The organism is Spirosoma endophyticum, assembly GCF_900112365.1.
Taxonomy (GTDB): domain Bacteria; phylum Bacteroidota; class Bacteroidia; order Cytophagales; family Spirosomataceae; genus Spirosoma; species Spirosoma endophyticum.
Genome location: NZ_FOLQ01000004.1, coordinates 307554 through 328689 on the forward strand (window position 1 = coordinate 307554; position 21136 = coordinate 328689).

Annotated in this window: 19 protein-coding genes; 10 read left to right on the forward strand and 9 right to left on the reverse strand. The window is 47.8% G+C overall.

The genetic code is table 11. The annotated features are described in order from the left end of the window. The first annotated feature begins 42 nt into the window (after window positions 1-42). From BM202_RS13230 to BM202_RS13245, 4 genes are all read left to right on the forward strand, one after another. Complete coding sequence (locus tag BM202_RS13230) at window positions 43-843, forward strand: lipoprotein insertase outer membrane protein LolB1 (RefSeq protein ID WP_245776655.1); 801 nt, start codon at window positions 43-45, stop codon at window positions 841-843. Window positions 844-869: 26 nt separating this feature from the next. Beyond that, the gene (locus tag BM202_RS13235; protein ID WP_093826750.1) at window positions 870-2318 is read left to right on the forward strand and encodes a murein hydrolase activator EnvC family protein; all 1449 of its coding nucleotides are present in this window, start codon (window positions 870-872) and stop codon (window positions 2316-2318) included. 118 nt (window positions 2319-2436) lie between these two features. Next, the gene (gene panB / locus BM202_RS13240; RefSeq protein WP_093826752.1) at window positions 2437-3255 is read left to right on the forward strand and encodes a 3-methyl-2-oxobutanoate hydroxymethyltransferase; all 819 of its coding nucleotides are present in this window, start codon (window positions 2437-2439) and stop codon (window positions 3253-3255) included. 63 nt (window positions 3256-3318) lie between these two features. Next, window positions 3319-4065, forward strand: coding sequence for an RluA family pseudouridine synthase (locus BM202_RS13245; protein ID WP_093826754.1), 747 nt, complete (start codon window positions 3319-3321; stop codon window positions 4063-4065). A 697-nt stretch (window positions 4066-4762) separates the two neighbouring features. Here BM202_RS13245 and BM202_RS13255 read toward each other — a convergent pair. From BM202_RS13255 to BM202_RS13265, 3 genes are all read right to left on the reverse strand, one after another. Then, the gene (locus tag BM202_RS13255) at window positions 4763-5980 is read right to left on the reverse strand and encodes a pyridoxal phosphate-dependent aminotransferase (protein WP_093826758.1); all 1218 of its coding nucleotides are present in this window, start codon (window positions 5978-5980) and stop codon (window positions 4763-4765) included. Window positions 5981-6035: 55 nt separating this feature from the next. Continuing rightward, window positions 6036-6536, reverse strand: coding sequence for a 2-amino-4-hydroxy-6-hydroxymethyldihydropteridine diphosphokinase (folK, locus tag BM202_RS13260; RefSeq protein ID WP_093826760.1), 501 nt, complete (start codon window positions 6534-6536; stop codon window positions 6036-6038). 81 nt (window positions 6537-6617) lie between these two features. Next, on the reverse strand, window positions 6618-7631 hold the full coding sequence (locus tag BM202_RS13265) for a formylglycine-generating enzyme family protein (RefSeq protein ID WP_093826762.1): 1014 nt from the start codon (window positions 7629-7631) through the stop codon (window positions 6618-6620). Window positions 7632-7752: 121 nt separating this feature from the next. Here BM202_RS13265 and BM202_RS13270 point away from each other — a divergent pair, with 121 nt between their 5' ends. Continuing rightward, window positions 7753-9651 carry an ABC-F family ATP-binding cassette domain-containing protein gene (locus BM202_RS13270; protein ID WP_093826763.1) on the forward strand — a complete coding sequence of 633 codons (1899 nt, stop codon included), beginning with the start codon at window positions 7753-7755 and terminating at the stop codon, window positions 9649-9651. A gap of 78 nt (window positions 9652-9729) precedes the next feature. Continuing rightward, complete coding sequence (locus tag BM202_RS13275; RefSeq protein ID WP_093826765.1) at window positions 9730-10380, forward strand: DedA family protein; 651 nt, start codon at window positions 9730-9732, stop codon at window positions 10378-10380. Between the two features lies 1 nt (window position 10381). On the opposite strand, the gene BM202_RS13280 is transcribed toward BM202_RS13275, so the two are convergent. Together BM202_RS13280 and BM202_RS13285 are read right to left on the reverse strand one after the other, a co-directional pair. Further along, window positions 10382-11743 (reverse strand): NAD-dependent succinate-semialdehyde dehydrogenase, encoded by a 1362-nt coding sequence (locus tag BM202_RS13280; protein ID WP_093826767.1) that lies wholly within the window; start codon window positions 11741-11743, stop codon window positions 10382-10384. Window positions 11744-11820: 77 nt separating this feature from the next. Then, window positions 11821-12300 (reverse strand): MarR family winged helix-turn-helix transcriptional regulator, encoded by a 480-nt coding sequence (locus BM202_RS13285; protein WP_245776656.1) that lies wholly within the window; start codon window positions 12298-12300, stop codon window positions 11821-11823. Between the two features lie 195 nt (window positions 12301-12495). Between BM202_RS13285 and BM202_RS13290 the strand changes: the two genes are divergently transcribed. The 4 genes from BM202_RS13290 to BM202_RS13305 all read left to right on the forward strand — a co-directional run bounded on the left by BM202_RS13290 (window position 12496) and on the right by BM202_RS13305 (window position 16990). Beyond that, the gene (locus tag BM202_RS13290) at window positions 12496-13608 is read left to right on the forward strand and encodes an HlyD family secretion protein (protein WP_093826771.1); all 1113 of its coding nucleotides are present in this window, start codon (window positions 12496-12498) and stop codon (window positions 13606-13608) included. Window positions 13609-13615: 7 nt separating this feature from the next. Beyond that, window positions 13616-15229 carry a DHA2 family efflux MFS transporter permease subunit gene (locus tag BM202_RS13295; RefSeq protein WP_093826773.1) on the forward strand — a complete coding sequence of 538 codons (1614 nt, stop codon included), beginning with the start codon at window positions 13616-13618 and terminating at the stop codon, window positions 15227-15229. A 99-nt stretch (window positions 15230-15328) separates the two neighbouring features. Continuing rightward, window positions 15329-16660 carry a TolC family protein gene (locus BM202_RS13300; protein ID WP_093826776.1) on the forward strand — a complete coding sequence of 444 codons (1332 nt, stop codon included), beginning with the start codon at window positions 15329-15331 and terminating at the stop codon, window positions 16658-16660. Window positions 16661-16759: 99 nt separating this feature from the next. Then, complete coding sequence (locus tag BM202_RS13305; protein ID WP_093826778.1) at window positions 16760-16990, forward strand: acyl carrier protein; 231 nt, start codon at window positions 16760-16762, stop codon at window positions 16988-16990. A gap of 127 nt (window positions 16991-17117) precedes the next feature. On the opposite strand, the gene BM202_RS13310 is transcribed toward BM202_RS13305, so the two are convergent. From BM202_RS13310 to BM202_RS13325, 4 genes are all read right to left on the reverse strand, one after another. Beyond that, a complete protein-coding gene (locus BM202_RS13310) occupies window positions 17118-17582 on the reverse strand; it encodes a hypothetical protein (protein WP_093826780.1) in 465 nt (154 codons plus the stop codon). 35 nt (window positions 17583-17617) lie between these two features. Then, window positions 17618-18328, reverse strand: a complete 711-nt coding sequence (locus BM202_RS13315; protein WP_093826782.1) for a 2-phosphosulfolactate phosphatase — start codon at window positions 18326-18328, stop codon at window positions 17618-17620. A 119-nt stretch (window positions 18329-18447) separates the two neighbouring features. Next, entirely contained in the window at window positions 18448-19539 is a 1092-nt protein-coding gene (gene gcvT, locus BM202_RS13320) for a glycine cleavage system aminomethyltransferase GcvT (protein WP_093826784.1), read from the reverse strand. 71 nt (window positions 19540-19610) lie between these two features. Further along, on the reverse strand, window positions 19611-21065 hold the full coding sequence (locus BM202_RS13325) for an energy transducer TonB (protein WP_093826786.1): 1455 nt from the start codon (window positions 21063-21065) through the stop codon (window positions 19611-19613). Between the last annotated feature and the right edge of the window lie 71 nt (window positions 21066-21136).

The window sequence follows — 21136 nt, forward strand, 5'->3', positions numbered from 1 at the left end:
CTGAGCGTATTGCTGTGTTCAGAAGGTTGTCGGCGTCATCATATGTCGCACTCTACAGGACCGGCTCCAGCCTTACCATCCCTTCCTGACTCCACGCTGGCTACGTTACCCGCGACCGGTAAGATCGATTCAACTACGACACCTACACTCTCAACCAGGCCCGGCATTGAAGAAGCCCGCAGCAACGTGGCTGAAATTGATTTCAGGTACCTGACGGCGAAGTCAAAAATATCGTTTAAAAGCCGTGACCAGGATATTGATAACGCCAATGTCAACATTCGGGTCCGTAAAGACAGCCTTATCTGGATGTCGATTTCGAAATTAGGCATTGAGGCCGTTCGTGGATTAATTACGAAGGATTCAATCGTTATCATCGACAAAATTCATCGGGAGTACTCCGTTTACGACTTCCCAACGTTGAGCAAGCAATTCAATTTCGACATGAATTTTGACTTGTTGCAAGCCCTGATTGTGGGCAATTTACCACTCCCCAAACGGCCTGCCCAAAAAGTCAAAAATGAACGGGATTACTTACTGCTACGTCAGAGTGAAGGTAAAGTGTTAGTCGAGAATTATATTGGTGAACAGGACCGGAAATTGAAAAAGCTGATGGTAACCGAGCAGCCTACCAAAAATACCTTGCGACTGGATTATGAGGATTTTACCTCGCTTAGTAATTTTCTGTTTCCATACACCAGTCTGGTAACGCTTGATTACAAGTCGAAGACTGATGGACAGTTTTATCAGACGCTGCTACGTATCAAGCATAGTAAAGTTGAAATGGTTGAGAAATCTCCAGGCTTTCCGTTCAATATCCCGGCTAATTACAAGCGTCGGCCGTAAGTAAATTAGTTGGTTTTCAAGAGCTTATGTACCCCAAATTTTCGTTTTCTTCGTTCGTTTATTGGTTCGTCGTCTCGCTGGTGTGGCTTGCTATGATAAGGCCTACACAATCGGCTCAAGCGCAGGTAACACAGCGCAATCGGCAGGCTTTGGAGGTAGAAAAGAGACGAAATCTGGAGAAAATGAGCCAGATACGTACCATTCTGAAGCAAACGGCTTCAGAAAAGCAGGCGGGTTTAGGGCAATTGAAGGCCCTTGATCAGCAGATTCAGACCCAATCGAAGCAAATCAATCTGCTTAATAAAGACCTCCAGCTTACCGAAACTGAGATCTCGGAATTAAAACAAACCAGCACGGCGCTCACCCGAGATTTAAATAAACTTAGGGCTGAATATGGATCAATGATTTATGCCGCTGATAAACGACGTCAGCAGGTTAACCCATTAGGCTTTTTGTTTGCCGCTGATAACTTCAACCAGTTGGTTGCCCGCTACCGGTATTTACGTCAATATTCTGATGCCCGCCAAAGTCAGGTTCGGCAAATGAACAATGTGAAAACGATGTTGCAGGATAAGCAGCAGGCCACTCAGCGTAAACGCCAGGACCAAAAATCAACAATAGGGGCAAAAATAAATGAGAGTAAAAATCTGGCAACTTTAAAAGAAGAAAAAAATCAGGTTGTAAGAAAACTAAGTCAGAAAGAAACCGAACTCGCTGCCGAATTAGCCGAAAGCCGCCGATCGATTGCCCAACTGGAAGCCATGATCACGCGCATTGTTGCGCGTGAAGCCAAAGAACGGGCCGAACGGGCTGAGCGGGCCGAACGCGAAGCCAGAGAACGAGCCGAGCGCGAACGGGTTGCCCGACGCGAAGCTGAGCGCAAAGCTGCCGAACGCAAACGGGCTGAAGAAGCCATCGCTGCCGCCGAAAAAGTTGGTGAGAAACCCGCCCCAGCCGACATAGCTAAGGTTGAAAAACCAGCAGAACCGGAAGTTGAAGCCGCGCCTAAAAAACTGGACGAGCGACGTAATAACAGCATTAACGACGAAGAAACTGCCCTGGCGTCATCCTTCACTGCTGCACGCGCTCATTTGCCCTGGCCTGTCACCAAAGGATTTATTTCTGACCATTTCGGGCGTAGACCTCATGCTGTATTAAGAGGAATTTTCGTTGATAATCAAGGCGTTGATATTCAAACAAACGCTGGCGAAAGCGTTCGGGCCGTTTATGATGGTATCGTGCAGGATGTAACGAATATACCGGGCATGAACAACGTAGTGGCCATTCAGCACGGCACTTATTTCACCGTATATGCTAAACTACGTACCGTAGCCGTACGCGCTGGCCAGCGCGTGAAAGCCCGCGAGGCCATTGGTACCGTAGCAACCGATAAAACGGGCGTCTCCGAAATGCAGTTTCAAATCTGGAAGGAGTTCACAAAACTCAATCCGGAATCCTGGTTAGCGCCAAGGTAAAAAGTTATTAGATTGTAAAGTCATAGAGTTGTGACAGCGGGTCATTATTTCTTTCGGTTAGCGACTACTCCAGCACAACGCTGTAACTTTGCGACCCGACAACTTTATAACTGGTCAAATGTCTGTTCATAATCCCGACATCAAGCGCGTTACGACGCATACCATTCAGGAGCTAAAAAACAAAGGCGAGAAAATTTCTGCGCTGACGGCCTACGATTATTCAATGGCCCGGGTGGTCGATGCCGCTGGTGTCGAACTAATTCTGGTCGGCGATTCTGCCTCCAACGTGATGGCAGGGCACGAAACAACGCTGCCCATTACGCTCGACCAGATGATCTACCACGCGAGTTCGGTGGTTCGGGGTGTCAAGCGCGCGTTAGTGGTTGTCGATTTACCGTTTGGTTCCTATCAGGGTAATTCATCGGAGGCCTTGCGGTCAGCCATTCGAATCATGAAAGAATCGGGGGCGCACGCGGTGAAGATGGAAGGTGGGCTGGAAATTAAAGATTCTATCGTTCGCATTTTGAGCGCAGGCGTACCCGTAATGGGCCATCTCGGCCTAACTCCCCAGTCTATTTACAAGTTTGGTACGTATGCGGTGCGGGCTAAAGAGGACGCCGAAGCACAGAAATTGATGGACGACGCCCACTTGCTGGAAGACATTGGTTGCTTTGGTGTAGTGCTTGAAAAAATTCCAGCGGCACTCACTAAAAAAGTTTCGGAGAGCCTCACGATTCCAACGATTGGTATTGGAGCTGGTCCTGACGCCGACGGGCAAATCCTGGTTTTTCATGATCTGCTCGGTATCAACAACGAATTTAAACCCCGTTTCCTTCGTCGGTATGCGGAATTACACAAGGTTATGAGGGAGGCTATTGCGCACTACGTAGACGATGTGAAAACCAACGACTTCCCGAACGAGAAAGAAGCGTATTGAGTTATCTAAGGCAGGTGGAAACCCGCTTCCTTATTTCACTACGCGTTTCCGCCCACATTATTTATGAAAAAGAAACCATATCAGGTCGTTTATGAAGACAACCACTTACTGATTGTCAACAAAGAACCAGGTATTCTGGTGCAAGGCGACCGTACGGGCGATACTACGTTGCTGGATGTACTGAAAGATTATGTCAAGGAAAAATATAATAAACCGGGCGAAGTATTTCTAGGATTAGTCCATAGGCTCGACCGACCGGTAAGTGGTCTGGTCGTATTTGCCCGTACATCGAAAGCACTGGAGCGGATGAACGAAATTTTCCGCAAACGGCAGGTACAGAAAACCTACTGGGCTGTTGTTCGGCAGAAACCGCCCCAGGACGCGGATAAACTGGTGAACTGGCTCATTAAAGATGAGCAGAAAAACCAGGTTACCGTTTATGATTATGAGGTTCCCGGTTCTCAGAGAGCAGAATTATCGTATCGGGTGTTAGGCAGAATTAACGAACATTATTTGCTGGAAGTGAATCCAATAACTGGTCGGCCTCACCAGATTCGGGCGCAATTATCGCACATGGGCAGCCCCATTCGGGGTGATGTTAAGTACGGTTACGACCGGGCGGTAGCCGATAAGAAAATTTACCTGCATGCTCGGCGACTGTATTTCATTCACCCGGTAAAACAAGCCGGAGCACCGGATCGACCCATTATTTGTAAAGCAGGCTTGCCAAACGATCCCTTCTGGGAAGAGTTTCTCGATTTGGATGACGAGAATTATAAAGACAAAAACATGGATTTCATTTTCGAATGATGAGTCCATTATTTTGCTTATTTCTTTAACTCTCTCACAAACTATCGAAATGATAAGGGCCGCACATTCTGTCCCCCAGAAAATGCGGCCCTTGTTGTATTCATAACAATCTATATGTCAGCGTTCGGTAAATGTTGTTGTCTGTTCCGAAGGCATTACATCCGAAATTATTTGTTCCATCACTCGCTCAACCATCTGAACAATCCCACGCAAGGCACCAAAGATTATGCATAAGGGTAAAATAATGGGAAGAAAAAACGCCCATTGGAAAATCATGTATATACGGAAATTTCTCATAGGTTTAACAGAATTTTCACGGTTAAGTTTACGGCTATGCAAATTAAGGAACCTTGCAACAATAACTTGGAACTACATTCTATTCATATTCAAAATTAACCTTGACTAAGTACAAAAACAAGTCAAGTCACAAAAAGTTCGTTAAAAATTTAGCTAACTTATTTGATTAAGTCAAAACATATTGTTACCTACCTGGCTCAATTACTGCTTTATTTAATGTAGTTACCCTGAAAATACAGTATCTGTGGCAATAACTTCATTTTTTTTGTCAATATTTTTATTAATCAGCTTTTTAAGCGTTTAGGCAACTCTTCGTCCTAATGAAAAAGGCGTAGAAGGCATAAAATCCCATCTTTAGAGACTTATACCTTCTACGCCTTACACCTTTTGTATTCTACTCCTATTTCAGTGTTGCCACAGCATCTTTGATACGTTGCACAGCCTCAACGAGTGATTCGTCCGAAGCCGCTGTCGAAATACGCAGGCAATCCGGAGCACCAAAACCCGAACCAGCAACCGTTGCTACGTAAGCGGTAGTAAGTAACCATCCGGCGAAGTCATCAGAATTTTCAATCGTTGTCGTACCATCCGATTTGCCATAGTAGTAGCTAATATCAGGGAAGGCATAGAAGGCACCCTCTGGTACGTTAGTGCGGAAGTGCGGTACCTCTTTAAGCAATTTTACAACTAAATCGCGACGGCGATGATACGCCTTGGCCATTTCCATGGAGGGCTCCATTGGGCCATTCAGCGCAGCAACCGTCGCTTTCTGGGCAATCGAATTTGTGCCAGACGTTACTTGTCCCTGTAGTTTCTCAACACCCTCAGCAATCCATTTAGCGGCACCGATGTAGCCAATACGCCAGCCGGTCATGGCGTAGCCTTTGGCAACGCCATTCACCGTAATAACGCGCTCGGCGATTTCGGGAATTGAGCCCATGCTAAAGTGGCCTTCGGGCGTGAAGTTTATATATTCGTAGATTTCGTCGGCCAGCACAAAAACGTTTTCATGGCGAGCCACTACGTCGGCAATGGCCCGAAGTTCAGCTTCCGAATAGATCGAACCAGTTGGATTATTGGGCGATGCATACATTACGATCTTGGTGCGATCCGTAATAGCCGCTTCGAATTGCTCTGGCGTCACTTTGAAATTATTTTCAAAGCTACCGTCAACGACTACGGCCTTCCCTTCCGCCAGCTTCACCATTTCAGAATAGCTAACCCAATAGGGCGAGAAAATAATTACTTCGTCGCCGGGGTTGATCAGCACCTGAATGACATTGGCCAGCGAGTGCTTAGCGCCCGTTGACACGACGATATTTTCGGGTTTCCAATCAATATTATTGTCGCGCTTAAACTTATCAGCAATGGCTTTGCGGAGGTCGGGATAACCAGCAACGGGCGAATAGCCATGAAAACCATCATCAATGGCTTTTTTGGCGGCTTCGCAGATGTGGGCAGGTGTTTTAAAATCCGGCTCTCCAACGCTCAGGCTAATTACTTTGTGGCCCTGCGCGGCCAATTCACGGGCCTTCTTGGTCATCGCCAGCGTGGACGATTCTTCCAGCGCGTTAATGCGGTCGGCTAACAAACTCACGGTGTCAAGCGTGGCAGACATATTTGGTAATGTTTTGAGAAAATGATAACAAACTGGGTGCAAAGGTACTACGTTTTCAGCGGAGGGGCGATATTGGTTTGAAATTAAAAATTGTGACCTCACCTCTATCCTCACACTCCGCCAGTAACTCAAGGTTTGTTTTCAACAAAACAGGATGCACGAAATCTGGTGCAATCTCCGTTAGTGGTACCAACGTAAATCGTCGCTGGTGCAGATACGGATGCGGGATGGTCAACGTATCGGTTTGCAGAATAAGTTGGTCATAATACAGAATATCGATGTCGATCACTCGTGCACCCCACTTTTCTAATCTGACACGGCCGAGTTCCTGTTCGATGGCCTGCGTTTGCCCAAGTACTACATACGGCTCCAGCGTAGTTTCTACCGCCACCACCTGATTTAAATAGCTTGGCTGGTCTGCAACACCCCAGGGCGCCGTCTCGTACAAACCCGATTGTCGAAACACCGCGCCAACGCGTTCGGTAATTAGTTCGACAGCCCGACGCAACGTCTGGACACGGTCGCCGAGGTTAGCACCAAGTAGGAGAAACGTCATTTTAAATGATGAATCGGGGCCGCCCGTGCGGATGAATGATATTACTAAGGGTCTTAACCGAATTCATCATTCATCATTTTTTTAGTAGTCCTTTATTGGCTTAATATCGTAATACGCCTTGATCTCTTCCTCACCGGGGGTTTTGGCGGGCCGCACGATTCGGAAACCAACGAACGATGCCGACGTTAACCACCAGTCTGATTTGGGACTTTGCGGATCGAGTACTTTCCAGGCTGGTGCCGAAGGTGTCCGGGCCGCTGAACGTAGTACCTCCGGACCGTCATCCCAGGAACCGCCCCGTACAGAGTTTGGATAAAGAGTAGTAGTAGGTGCATAAGGCTCCTTTACTTTTCCGCTGGCGACCTGTTTGTAATAATCCGCAACGTATTGATCCTTCGTCCATTCCATTACGTTACCGTGCATATCATACAAGCCGAAGGAGTTAGGCTTCTTGGTACCGACTTTCTTATAGGCACCACCGCTGTTGCCCGTAAAGACAGCGAATTCACCCAGTTTTTTCACGTCGCTTCCGAACGAATAAGCTAACGTAGCGTTCTTGTCGTTTCCCCGGCAGGCATATTCCCATTCGGCTTCGGTTGGCAGACGATAGAAAATCCCCGTTTTGGCGTAGAGCCAGGCGCAGAACTTGATCGCTGCGTATTGAGTCATGTTGATGGCCGGATACCCCTCCCGACCCATCCCAAAAGACATATCCACATAGGGTGGGCTAGGCCGTGTCGTAGCGTCTGTTTTAGTCAGATTCGCATCGGCCTCCGTATACTTTGCTGCCATTTCCTTCTCCATGTTCGTGAAGGCAAACAGGTCGTAGAGATCCCACGTAATCTCATACTTACCCATATAAAATGGCTCAATCGATACGCTATGTTGTGGGCCTTCATCAGCCTGTCGGCCTTTTTCTGTCGCGGGGCTACCCATTAGAAATTTTCCACCGGGAATGGCGACCATGGCGTACGTCTGGTTGCTGCCCGGAACAACCTGGGTGTAGGATTTAAAATCGGTGGTTGTTTGTGCATACGCACTAACAACAGTTCCGGTTGTTAGCGCAATGACGTTAAGGAGATGTTTAGGAGACATTTTGGGTTACACGGGCAAAAGAGACAACATTGAGAGGTAAAAGTACGAACGATTTTCTTTGTTGTACCTTTGTACTTTCAAACCTGTGCGGTTTAGAAAACCTTATAGGTTTATCAGATATATGAATTATTTATCAGCCGAAAATTTAAAGAAGTCCTACGGTGATCGTACCCTCTTCCAGAACCTTACATTTGGAATAAGCCGGGGCGATAAAATTGCGATTGTTGGTGCCAACGGTTCCGGCAAAACCACATTGCTCTCAATTCTGGCCGGCGCTATGCCGCCCGACGCCGGTCTTGTCAGTCAGCGCAAAGACATTACGGTGGGTTACCTCGACCAGCAGCCCGACCTCAACGATGCTCTGACCGTAATGGAAGTCGTGCTGGCGGGTGAAAGCCCCCAACTCGATGCCGTCCGAGCCTACGAACATGCCATTCTCCACGATGACCATGCCGCCCTCGAACGGGCCATGTCGGACATGGAAAAACACGAAGCCTGGGATTACGAATCCCAGATGCGACAAATTCTGGGTGAACTGGGTATTCAGGATGTTGAGCAACGCGTTGGTTCGCTATCCGGTGGGCAACGGAAGCGGGTTGCCCTAGCGCGGGTGCTTATTCAAAATCCCGATCTGTTGATTCTGGATGAGCCGACCAACCACCTTGACTTAGAGGCTATTGAATACCTCGAAAGTTTTCTGACGACGAATAACGGTACGTTGCTGATGGTTTCCCACGATCGCTATTTTCTGGATCGGGTCTGCAACCAGATTGCCGAAATGGATAATGGACAGCTATATACCTATAAAGGCAACTACGCGTATTTTCTGGAGAAGAAAGAGGAGCGCGAAGCAGCTGCGGCATCCGAATTAGCTAAAGATCGGAATACCTTCCGACGCGAGCTGGAGTGGATGCGTCGACAGCCGAAAGCACGGGGAACAAAAGCTCAGTATCGAATTGATGCATTTGACGAACTGAAGGAAAAAACCAGCGGCAAACGTAACGACGGTGATCTAGACCTGAACCTCCGCATGGCCCGGCTTGGCAGCAAGATTCTGGAAGTCGAAAATCTGAGTAAACGATTCGGTGATAAGGTGTTGCTTGATCATTTTACCTATACATTCAAGCGGCCCGACCGCGTCGGATTGATCGGCAAAAACGGCATGGGTAAAACCACGCTGATGAACATGCTGACCGGCCAGCTACGCCCAGATTCGGGGAAAATTACGACGGGAGGTACTGTAAAGTTCGGCTACTATACTCAAACGGAACTGGATTTACCCGAAAATCAGCGGGTGATCGATGTTGTGCAGGACGTAGCGGAAGTGATGAAATTAGCCAACGGCGACACCATCACGGCAACCCAGTTGTTGAGTCGTTTCCTGTTCGATCGGGCTAAACAGTATGATTTCGTTGCTAAACTAAGTGGGGGCGAAAAACGTCGGTTGCAATTGTTGCTGGTGTTAGTACAAAATCCGAACTTCCTGATTCTGGATGAACCGACCAACGATCTGGACATCATGACGTTGAACGTACTGGAAGATTTCCTGCTCAATTTTCCGGGCTGTGTCCTGATCGTCACCCACGATCGATACTTCATGGACCGGCTGGTTGAGCACGTTTTTGTGATGGAAGGTGAAGGAAAAGTGCGGGATTTCCCCGGCAACTACACCGACTATCGTGACTGGCGGGATGCCCAGCCGAAAAAAACGGCACAAAATGATAAATCGGTCGCAACGACCAGCAAGAACCAAACACCTGCGCCGGTAGTTTCTTCGGCACCAACCAACGGAAGCTCAAACGGCACGAAACGAAAATTGTCGTTCAAGGAAATCAAGGAATATGAAACGCTTGAAAAGGAAATTGAGTCGTTGGAACAGCACAAAAGCAACGTAGTGAGCCTGCTTAATACCGGCGGTTCTCATGAGCAATTAATGGCCTGGGCGCGGGAAATCGAGCAAATTGATCAAACCGTCGCCGAAAAATCAGAACGCTGGCTTGAACTGGCGGAACATATGTAAAGAGTGAATGAGCGAAAGAGTGATTTACAACTAACTCTTTTTCACTCTTCCGCTCATTCATTCTTTCGCTCTTTATTTATGGATCAGATTATCAACTTTTTTCACTACCTGCTCAATTCGGAAGAAATCATCCGGACGGGTGGTCTGGTGTTGATTACGCTCATTGTCTTTGTGGAGAACGGCTTCTTTTTTGGCTTCTTCCTGCCAGGAGATTATCTATTATTTTTATCAGGCGTTTTTGCCGGTATAAAGTTGTTAAACGTACCATTATGGCTGTTGCTGACCTGCATTTTTGGAGCAGCGGTTATAGGCTCGTTGATTGGTTACCTAACGGGTTATTATTTTGGCGGACGAATTAAAAACCGGCCTGACTCGCTTTTTTTCAAGCAGAAGTACATTGACAACACACGCGAAGCCTTTATCAAATACGGCAATAGTGCGCTGATTATTTCCCGATTCCTGCCAATTGTCCGCACCTTTGCCCCGCTTCTGGCTGGCCTGATTCACATGCCATTCCAGTTTTTTATGAGCTATAATATCATCGGTGGAGCCGTTTGGGTGATCACCCTGGTAGGCGGAGGGTATTTCTTCGGCGAACGGTTTCCCTGGATTGTCGACTACGTTCAATACGTCATCCTGTTCTTCCTGGCCATCACTACGTTCACCGTGGTTAAAGGGTATTTGAACGCCCGCAACGACAAAAAAAAAGCAGAGAACGTTAGCGAGTAGCTCAGTTTTTTTCGATCCAGATCGTCTTCACGTTTACAAACTCCTTAATACCAATTTCTGATAATTCCCGACCGAAGCCCGAGGTTTTGATACCACCAAACGGCACTCGTGCATCGGAACGCATCAGTCCATTTACGAATACTGATCCAGCCTGAATTTGCCGCGCCAATCGATCAGCTTTGTCTAAATCCTGCATCCAGAGGGCTGAGCCGAGACCAAAATCCGATTGGTTGGCTAGCCGAATTGCATCTGCTTCATCTCTGGCATCAATCAGCACCGCCAACGGCCCAAACGTTTCCTCGTCGAAAGCCGCCATCCCAGGTTTAACTTTATCCAACAGCATTGGTGCTACGTTGCAACCTGATCGTTTCATATCGCCGGTCAATAGTTTAGCTCCCTTCGCCAACGTATCACGACATTGCCGCTCAATGGAATCGGCAAGATCGAGCCGAGCCATTGGGCCCATTGTCGTAGCATCGTTCATTGGGTCGCCCTGTTTAATCTGGTTTATCTGATCCAGAACCCGTTCTGTAAACTGTTTTTTGACTGATTTCTCAACAATAAACCGTTTGGCCGCGATACAACTCTGTCCTGCGTTCTGCATCCGCGACTTAACAGCTACTTCAGCAGCTTTGTCTAAATCAGCATCAGCTAACACGATTAACGCATCAGAACCGCCTAGCTCCAGCACCGATTTCTTGATTTCCCGACCTGCAATACTTGCCACCGACGATCCCGCCCGTCCGCTACCGGTAAGTGTAACGGCCTTGACTCGCCGGTCTTTAAGCAACGTTTCGACAACTGGAACATCGACCAGAAGCGATTGAAAAACGCCTTCGGGTAAACCACACGCCCGAAACAGTTCCTCAATTGCCAGCGAACATCCAGACACATTAGGTGCGTGTTTCAGCAACCCAACATTACCCGCAATCAGGCCCGGAATGGCAAAGCGCATGACCTGCCAGAACGGATAGTTCCAAGGCATAATGGCTAGTACTGCCCCTACGGGTTGATATGTAATGAAACTTGCCTGAGCCTCTGTTTTTATAAACTCGTCGGCTAAAAATGCTTCGGCGTGATCGGCGTAAAACGTACAGGCAGCGGCACATTTCTCCACTTCGGCTACGGCTTCGCGTAGGGTTTTTCCCATTTCAGCGCTCATCAGCTCAGCGTAACGTTGTTTCTCAGTATTTAGATAGCCGCCAACCTTGCGCAAATAATCAGTACGTTCCCGCAATGACAAAGCCGACCAGTCGGCAAACGCCCGGTCGGCTTGTTTAAGTTTCCGCTCGATAGTGTTGCCAGTATCGAGACGATAAGCTTTCAGCTTCCGCTGATTATATGGATTGATGGACGTAAACATGGGATGAAAAATGTAGGGTGTATGATACAGTTGATCGGCGAAAGCAATATATCATACATCTTACTTCATCCATCCCTTTATTGTTCTTCACTTTCCAACTTATTGGCCAGCGTAACCATGGTATCAAGAACATACTCCATCCGTTCATGACCGATAATATCATCAAATTTATCGCGGGCCTCCTGCATGCAGCCTTTGAGCGTGACGAATAATTCCTTCCCCCGGTCATTCAGGAAAATAATATTGGAACGGGAATCCGACGGATTTTTCTGCGTGTATATATAGCCTTCGTCCTCCAGCAAGCCGACGATTTTACTCATCATCTGCTTCGTTACGCAAGCCCGTTTCGCCAATTCGTTATTTGTAGTGCCTCCTTCTTCAATGTTCGATAAGAACATGAGGTAGCTCATTTTGAAATCTTTATATCCCAACGCGTGAAGACGCGGCTCGATAAAATTACTCGTGTACCGTTTAAGTCGCCAGAACAGGCGGCCAATCGACCGCTCCCGGATGGCCCGATACTGGTCAAAATCAAAAGAATTTTTATCTGTTTCCACGAACGTAAAAGCCAAAAAGAATATAACGAACTATTTCTCACTAAAATATTTTACAAATATAGTCAACCTACTTGACTTCATAGTCAACTTGGTTTACTTTTGTGCGACCCTAGTCAAACAACCGGAGCCCCGGAGTGCTGATTATAATGTTGGTTCTGAATTATAAAAGAGTATCTGCCTAAAACTTCACTGACAATGGCAACTTTAACGGAAGAAATGACTACCACAGACGAGAAAAGCGGACTTAGTACGTATTTACCCCGCATTATTATTGGCCTTGTCCTCATCGTAGGAGGCTATTTTGGCTATCAGGCATTTCGCCACAGCCAGCAATACGAAACGACTGACAATGCCCAGATTGAAGGCAACTCGGCCCCAGTATTGGCTCGTGTAGCTGGTTATGTGAAATCAGTTAATGTAGACGATTACGCGCTTGTCAAAAAAGGTCAGTCGCTCGTAACAATCGATCCCGAGGAATACGACGTAGCACTGGCTCAGTCCGAAGCTGATTATCAGCAATCGCTGGCTGATCTCGCAACGGCCCGGGCTGACCTGCAAAATGCACAGGCTACCGCCCGCAACGTATCACAAAACGCCCGCGTTGCTCAGTCGAATGCCGCGGTGCAGGCGATTCGTCGCAACAAAGCCCAGCAGGATTTACAGCGTGACCAAAACCTCTACAAAGAACAGTCGCTAACGAAAAAGCAACTGGAAGACACGCAAAATAATGTGGACATCCAGGCAGGGCAGTACAATGCGAATGTGGAGCAAATCAACCTCGCCAAAACCTCAGAGAGCGTAGCCCAGGCTGGTATTGCCAAAGCGCAGGCTAATATTCATAAGATACAGGCCGTACTAAAAGTAAAACAGGCGGCCATCGACAATGCGAAATTAAGAGTAGGATACGCCCGTCTGGAAGCCCCTATTACGGGTAAAATCGGTCGTAAGAACGTAGTGGCGGGTCAATATGTACAACCGGGGCAAAATCTGTTTACGATCGTAGCCGATTCAACATTCTGGGTGGTTGCCAACTTCAAAGAGACGCAACTTGAGAAAATGCAACTCGGTCAGCCCGTTGACATTAAGCTCGACGCTTATCCTGACCTTGACATCAAAGGCCGTGTAGCTTCTCTATCCGATGCCACCGGCGCCCGGTTCGCTTTGCTTCCTGCCGACAACGCATCGGGCAACTTCGTAAAAATCACCCAGCGGGTACCGGTCAAAATCGAGATTCTGAATCCGGGAAAATACAAAAATCAATTGCGGGCTGGTCTGAGCGTAGACGCTGAGGTGCGGGTAGCAAACTAGAGCTTATATGGCAACTCAAACATTGGCCATGCCTGCGCAGCCGGCTATGCCAACGGGCTTCAGAAAGTGGATTGTGGTCGTCACAGCCATTTCAGCGGCCATTATTGAACTGATTGATACGTCTATTGTGAACGTCGGCCTGACCGACATTGCCGGGAATCTCGGTGTTACAATTGAAGATGTATCATGGGTGGTAACGGCTTACGCCATTGCCAACGTCATTGTGATTCCCATGACCGGCTTTTTGCAGCGGTACTTTGGGCGCAAAAATTATTATATCGGGTCAATTATCCTGTTTACAATAGCGTCCTATGGTTGTGGTTTCGCCGATAGCTTATGGACGCTAGTTGCCTTTCGCTTCTTGCAGGGTGTTGGCGGAGGTGCCTTGCTCTCAACTTCGCAAGGGCTGATGTTCGACGCATTTCCACCCTCTCAGCGCCCCGTTGCCTCAGCCTTATTTGGTATGGGCATCGTGTTAGGACCAACACTTGGCCCAACGCTTGGTGGTTATATTATTGACAATTACCATTGGAGCTGGATGTTTTACATCAACGTACCGATTGGTATCGCAGCGGCCTTTTTAAGCTCAGCCTACATCGACAAGAAGCCTGATGAGATCAATATCAACCGGAAAGCGATCCATATCGACCAGTTAGGTATTTTGCTGCTGGCCGTTGGTATTGGTAGTTTACAATACGTACTGGAACGGGGTGAAGCCGATGACTGGTTCGATGACAATGTAATTAAGTGGCTAACGGTGATCACCGCTATATCGCTTCCGTTGTTCGTCTGGTGGGAATTGCGGGGTACGAAGGAGCCGGTTGTAGACCTTCGTGCGCTGAAAAATCGAAATCTCACGGTCGGGTCACTTCTGATGGTTATTGTGGGATACGGCCTATTCACGTCGGTCTTATTGTATCCCTTGTTTGCTCAGCGAATTGTTGGCTTAACCGCCACGCAGACCGGTCAATTGCTAATTCCGGGTGGTCTGGTTACGTTGCCCATGTTTGCACTGGTCGGGCGGCTGCTGGCGAAAGGTATGTCGCCGAGAGTAGCCGTTATCATCGGCTACGTTGCCTTTGCTACGTTCTGTTTCGTCATGTCTACTTATAACATGGACACGCCGAACAAACTGTTTATTTACGCACTGATTGTCAGAGGTATTGGTCTGGCCTTCGTGAACGTACCCCTAATTAATCAGTCTGTTTCGACACTCGAACCGCGACAATTGCCCACTGGTATTGCTATCGTGAACATGATGCGACAGGTAGGTGGTGCCTTCGGGGTAGCGATTACGAACACCTACGTAACGCAACGTACGGCTGTCCACCGGGGCGATCTGGTGTCGAATCTGCAACCGGGCGATATGCTCACAACCGAGCGGCTCAATGCGATGACACAGGCACTGGCGGCCAAGGGCATTAATGCCTTCGATGCTGTAACGGGCGCTTACAAAAATATGGACCTGATTATTTCGCGGCAGGCGCTGATGCTCTCCTATCTGGATACATTCAAGTTGGCAGGCTTGTTTTTCGTTGTCTCGTTCCCGCTCTTATTCTTGCTTAAAAACAAAAAAATGGATGCCGCAGCCGCAAAAGCCGTTGCCGACGCAGCTCACTGATATTGGTTTACAGTTTTCGGGTTTCGGTTTGTTAACGCATCCAGATTTCGCGTCAGCCAACCGAAACCCATAAACCGTAAACCGTAAACTTCCCCAAACATGAATCCCACATTTCTTACTATATCCATGCTGCTTACGGTTGGGACGCTTCAGGCGCAAAACCAACCTGCGCAACTGCCCGACGACCTTCGGGCGCTGGTTCAGCAGGCAAACACAAACTATCCAGTTCTGAAACAGCAGCAACAGCAAATTCAGGCTAGTGAAGTTCGAGTCGACATTGCCCGGACGGCCATGAAGCCAAACGTATCAGGAAACGCGTCCTACCAGTACCTGAACCCAGTAGCGAAGGCTACCCTCCCAATCGATGGTGTAGATCGAACGCTTCAGTTCGCGCCTAATCATAACCTGAATGCCTATTTCGGCGTTGGCCAAACCATTTACGACTGGGGTCGGACGAACGCAGCGGTGAAACAAGCTGGCGATAACGTACAGGTGCTGCGCCGGAATCTGGAGATTACCCAACAATCTCTAGCGTATCAAGTAGCTGCGGCTTACTACGGTGTTGGCTTTCTGCAAAAGAGTTTATCGGTTCAGGATTCGGTAATTCGGACTGCCGGGGCTAACGTACGCTTATTAGTTACACGCCTGCAAAACGGCGATGCGCTCCAGTATGACGTTCTTTCACAACAGGTGCGTGTAAAGATAGCTCAGAACCGAAAAATAGAGATTCAGAATCAGTTAGAACGACAATTGGCGACACTCACCTATCTGACAGGCAATCCAAATCCTGATATCAGCAAAGCGCTTGATCAATTCAATCTGGAAGCAATGAGTGGCCGCGTTGTTACGCAGCCCTTTAATCTGGCCAATGATACGCAGTCCTTATTGGGTAATAAAGATGTACAACTGGCGCAGGATCGCGTTCGCCAGGCTGAAACCGATATTCTGGTCAGCAATTTATCGGGTCGTCCAAGCTTGAGTTTCACAGGTTCAGCGGGTTTCCGCAATGGCTACTTACCCGACATCAATACGCCCAAATTTAACGTTGCGGCCGGGGTCGTATTAGCTGTACCCATTTATGCAGGCAAGCGGTATCAGTTGCAAAATCAAAATGCACAGTTGACCCTGAATGCGAATCGCTACGCTGTTGAGAATGCGAATGCGCAGGTGCGTCAAAGTATCGCTCAACTTAATGCCGACATACGTAGTAACCAGACGCGACTGGTTAACCTCGAAACTCAGGTTGAACAGGCACAAAAAGCACTACAGATTGCCAACGCCCGGCTACGGAATGGGGTCATCACCAATGTAGAATTGCAGAGCGCCGAAACTGGCGTAGAAGAAGCCGAGTTAGGCCGTCTGAATTTTCAATATCAGCTAATGCTTAATCAATTAGAGCTGAAACGTCTGCTTGGCGAATCATTACTCTAACATTAAAGTCTGTTAAATTTTTGGCGGCCCATATACTAAATCGCACCATAACTGGCTTCTATAAACGTGTTGCAGGTTGAACTAAACAAACGAGCCCGTATGAAAAATCAAGTTATTGAGATCCTGAAGCAATTTGGTATATCGGAATCAGCCATCACTGACCAGACTCATTTCACACGTGATCTGGGCCTCGACAGCCTCGACACAGTTGATTTGATTATGCAGCTTGAAAAAGAATTTGGAATTCGCATTCCCGACGAAGATTATAGCAAACTAACCACCATGCAGGGCTTACTAACGTATCTGGAAGCTGAACAGGCAATTGCTTGAGTCAGAACGTATGATATTTTTTAACCAGAAACGGAAGCTCATTGAGCTTCCGTTTCTGGTTGGGGCATGGATGGGCTTTAAATCTTACTTACAAAAAGGTTACCGGCGTTTCAAGACGAGCTACGCTTCAACGTACTATATACCCCTTAGGTACGTCGGCCATGGCGTCAGACCAGTTTGACTTAATATCGCTGTCTAACGTTCGACTATACATAATCGCGCCGTGCATGGCCGTAAGCCTTGTCCTAACCGGGCGATTGACAGCGTACTCAACCCAGCCACCATTATTCTTGATTACGAGAAAAAGTTCTTTCTCGTAAGAGCGCCACACAGCTTTACGGTTATCCATGTATCCCCAAATACTATTCTTCGCGATTAATTTTCTTTTTGAATGAGCGTAGTGAACGATTAAGTACTTGCTCAGTGCACCACGCGACTCAATCGACGTAATTTGATCCACTGTATCTGGCGCTACGTCCTGATCTGGTGTACTAATCAAGTCCTGGCTGTGGTATAGTAGCCTGCACTGCGCGTTTGTCAGTTGTCCATACACTACACCAAATAACAAAAACACCAATCGTAGGGAATGCATAGCAGAAATACGTATTCGTACTTGACAACCAGAATCTACACCTCCATACTCACCAGCGCATTACCACGTAGTACGGGAATTACGTCGTACAAATCATGCTGCAGGCAGTAGGCAATATCCTTCTGAATACCCAGCCGCTGGAGTCGACGAATGTGCGACGCATTCGCCATATAACTGATCAGATTATCTTTACCCTGCGCATAAAGCCGCCAGGCCATAATCGCACTGTCTTCAGCCATCGCGTAACTGTCTTTCAGCCGCTCAACCAGCGCACCGGCAAAAAGCGTATCTTCCAGATTAACACGACCTTTCCAGCCTGCGCAAAGTACCATGACGTCGTAGCGCTCTGTTTTCAGAAAGCGGACAATAGCATCTAAATTCAGAAATGAACCCACCAGCACTTTCACCGCTGAACGCGATTTCGTGATAGCCAGCGTTCCGTTGGTAGTCGTCATGGCTACGTTGGCGCCCCGGATTCGGTCATCCATATAGGTGAACGGCGAGTTATCTAATTCAAACCCTTCGACCTTACGGGCGTTTCGTTCGGCAGCAGCCAGATAACCACGCTCCTGCAAGAGTCGGCACTCATCAATAGTCGCTACGGGAGTTATGCTGTTAACGCCATAGGCAAAGGCAGTCACCATGCACGAAGTGGCCCGGAACACATCGGCCACCACCACGATGGTATTTTCGACAGTGTGTAGATGTAATAAGTCGGGCGTAAAGCAAACGTCAATTTGTTTCATAGGGGGTGTCTGAACCGGGATTTATGTGATTTGCCTGACTGACTACGATTTTTACAATTGGCTTTCTCTGAAAGCAAAATCATAGTCAGTCAGGCAAATCACATAAATTCCGGTTCAGGTTATTTTTTCACGAAAGGAAGTTTAACGACCTGCGCCTTTAACAGACGGTCGCGGACTTTAACAAAGATTTCGGAGCCAGGCTTGCTGAACTCCTTTCTGACGTAGCCCAGGCCAACGCCCTTGCTGAGCGTGGGCGACTGCGTGCCAGAAGTCACTTCGCCAATTTGATTACCATCAGCATCGGTGAGTTCATAATGACCACGGGGAACACCTCGGTCCAATAGCTCGAAACCCACTAATTTGCGGGGGACACCCTGTTCTTTCTGCGCTTTCAGTACGTCGGCGTCAATGAAATCGTGCGTAAATTTGGTCACCCAGCCCAAACCCGCTTCGATGGGCGACGTTTCGTCGGTGATGTCGTTGCCATAGAGGTTGTAGCCCATTTCTAACCGTAACGTATCACGGGCGCCAAGGCCAATCGGTTTAATACCAAACGGTTCACCCGCTTTTATAATGGCCTCCCAAACACCTTCGGCCTGGTCATTCGATACGTATATTTCGAAACCACCCGCGCCTGTGTAGCCTGTTGCAGATACAATCACGTTGGCATACCCGGCAAAGTCGGTCTTCTCGAACGTGTAATATTCCATCGAATCCAGGTCAGCGTTGGTGAGTGGCTGCAACGCTTTGGCGGCCAATGGCCCCTGCACGGCAAACAAACACATGTCATCAGAAACATTGACCATCGTTAAATCGTAATCCGATACGTATTGACTGATCCAGTTCCAGTCTTTTTCGATGTTCGACGCATTCACGACGAGCATGTACTCCAGCGCGTTGATCCGATACACCAACAGATCATCGACAATACCACCCCGACCGTTGGGCAGGTAGCTGTATTGCACTTTGCCATCAAACAGAATACTGGCATCATTAGCCGATACGCGCTGAATCAGGTCCAGCGCCCCTTCGCCTTTCAGGATAAACTCACCCATGTGCGAGACATCGAAAATACCAACGCTATTGCGGACGGTGTTATGTTCGTCGAGATCAGACGAGTAGCGAACGGGCATACCAAAACCCGCAAAGGGCACGATTTTGGCGCCCAGCTGCTGATGAATATGATGTAAGGGAACTTGCTTAAGCGACATTTGCTCGGGGGTTATCCGGCAAATTTACAAACGTATCCACGGGTTTCAACCAGTAGTTTTTTAGATTGGCGTCAGTTAAGGCTAAAATTAATCGGCAGGTTGTACTTCACCCGTACTTTTTGACCGCGCTGGACACCCGGCGTCCACTTGCCGCTCATCTTTTGTACAACCTGGACCGCTTCCCGATCCAGATCTGACTGAACACCTTTCAAAACTTCATAATCGCATAACGTACCGTCTGTGCAAACCACAAAGCTAACAAACACTCTGCCTTGCGCCCCGGCTTTCTGCGCAGAAACGGGATAGCTTAAATTCTGGTTCAGGAACTGGGCAAGGCCTTTCATACCACCCGGAAACTCTGATTGTTGCCCTAAGGAAGTATAACGAACAGTATCGACTCCCGCTGACCAGCCTTTGCCAGCTTGCAAACCACCTTTAGCATAGATTTCTTCATAAAGATAAGAGCCGTCGATGTAGCGACCCGTCCATAGGCCTTGCTTAACCCCGTTTTCATAGAGTCCCTGCTCAACAAAAAGCGTGTGTCGGGTCGTATCATTTTTAGAAAGCATCTGGTTTTGATATGTCACCCGCCCATTTCCTTCTACCACGTTCTGGCGCCCTGTGCTATCCCAGAAAGCTGTTACCAGCTCAGGATCGTTATTCCCCATCAACTCAACTTTACTGGTCGTTTTTATTTGCCTGATCTGCCCATTCGGATACCATGTCATACTCGCTATTTTCATATCCAGTTCATCACTTTTTTCGGCAATAGAACCATTCGTATGATACCTCATTCCAGAACCGATACGCTTTCCCTCGCGATAAAATGACTGATTAAGAATGATACCGGCTTCGTTAAGCAGAAATAAGTTACCCTCCCATTGCTGTTGGTAGTTCTGATTTCCGACGGTGTATGTTATTCCAGTGGGATAATTGACAGCACTATTTTTACGACGAACCAGGGGCATTTTGAAGTATTCTTTCCAGCGTTTACCTTTCAACTCATACGTGATTATATCGCCCATGGAAACACCATTTGAATCAATTGGAGCGACCTGCTTATAAGTAGCTTGAGTGCTATCAGCAATTGCTTTACTATCAGCCCCGAAGTAGGTAATTTTAGCTCCGTTCTTATACGCAAAAGGCGTATTTGGCTGAAACAGGATGAGCATCGTCACTTTCTGACGTACGGGCTGACCATTTTTTTGAGCTGGTTTCCAGGCATTAAATAACTTGAACACACGCATAGCTTCGCGGTCGCAATCAGGACGAAAGCTTTTTATCACATTTACGTCAGCGATGTGACCGTCTGTTTCAATAATCCCGCTCAAAATTACCTTGCCACCAACACCCTCCGCCTGAGCCGATATTGGTTTCCGTAAGCTGGTTTGAATAAACGTGTTATAAAAAACCATTCCGCCACGCGGTGAAGCAACACTATCAACCTCAAATTCTGCGTAGGGAGTCGTTTGGGCCAATAGTGATGACCCCAAAAGGAGTGGGAGAAGAAACAGCCAATTTTTCATAGCTCAATAAAGGGATAGGAATTGGTATGGTTTTCAAATAGAGCAACAAGATACACCAAATAGTTACACTC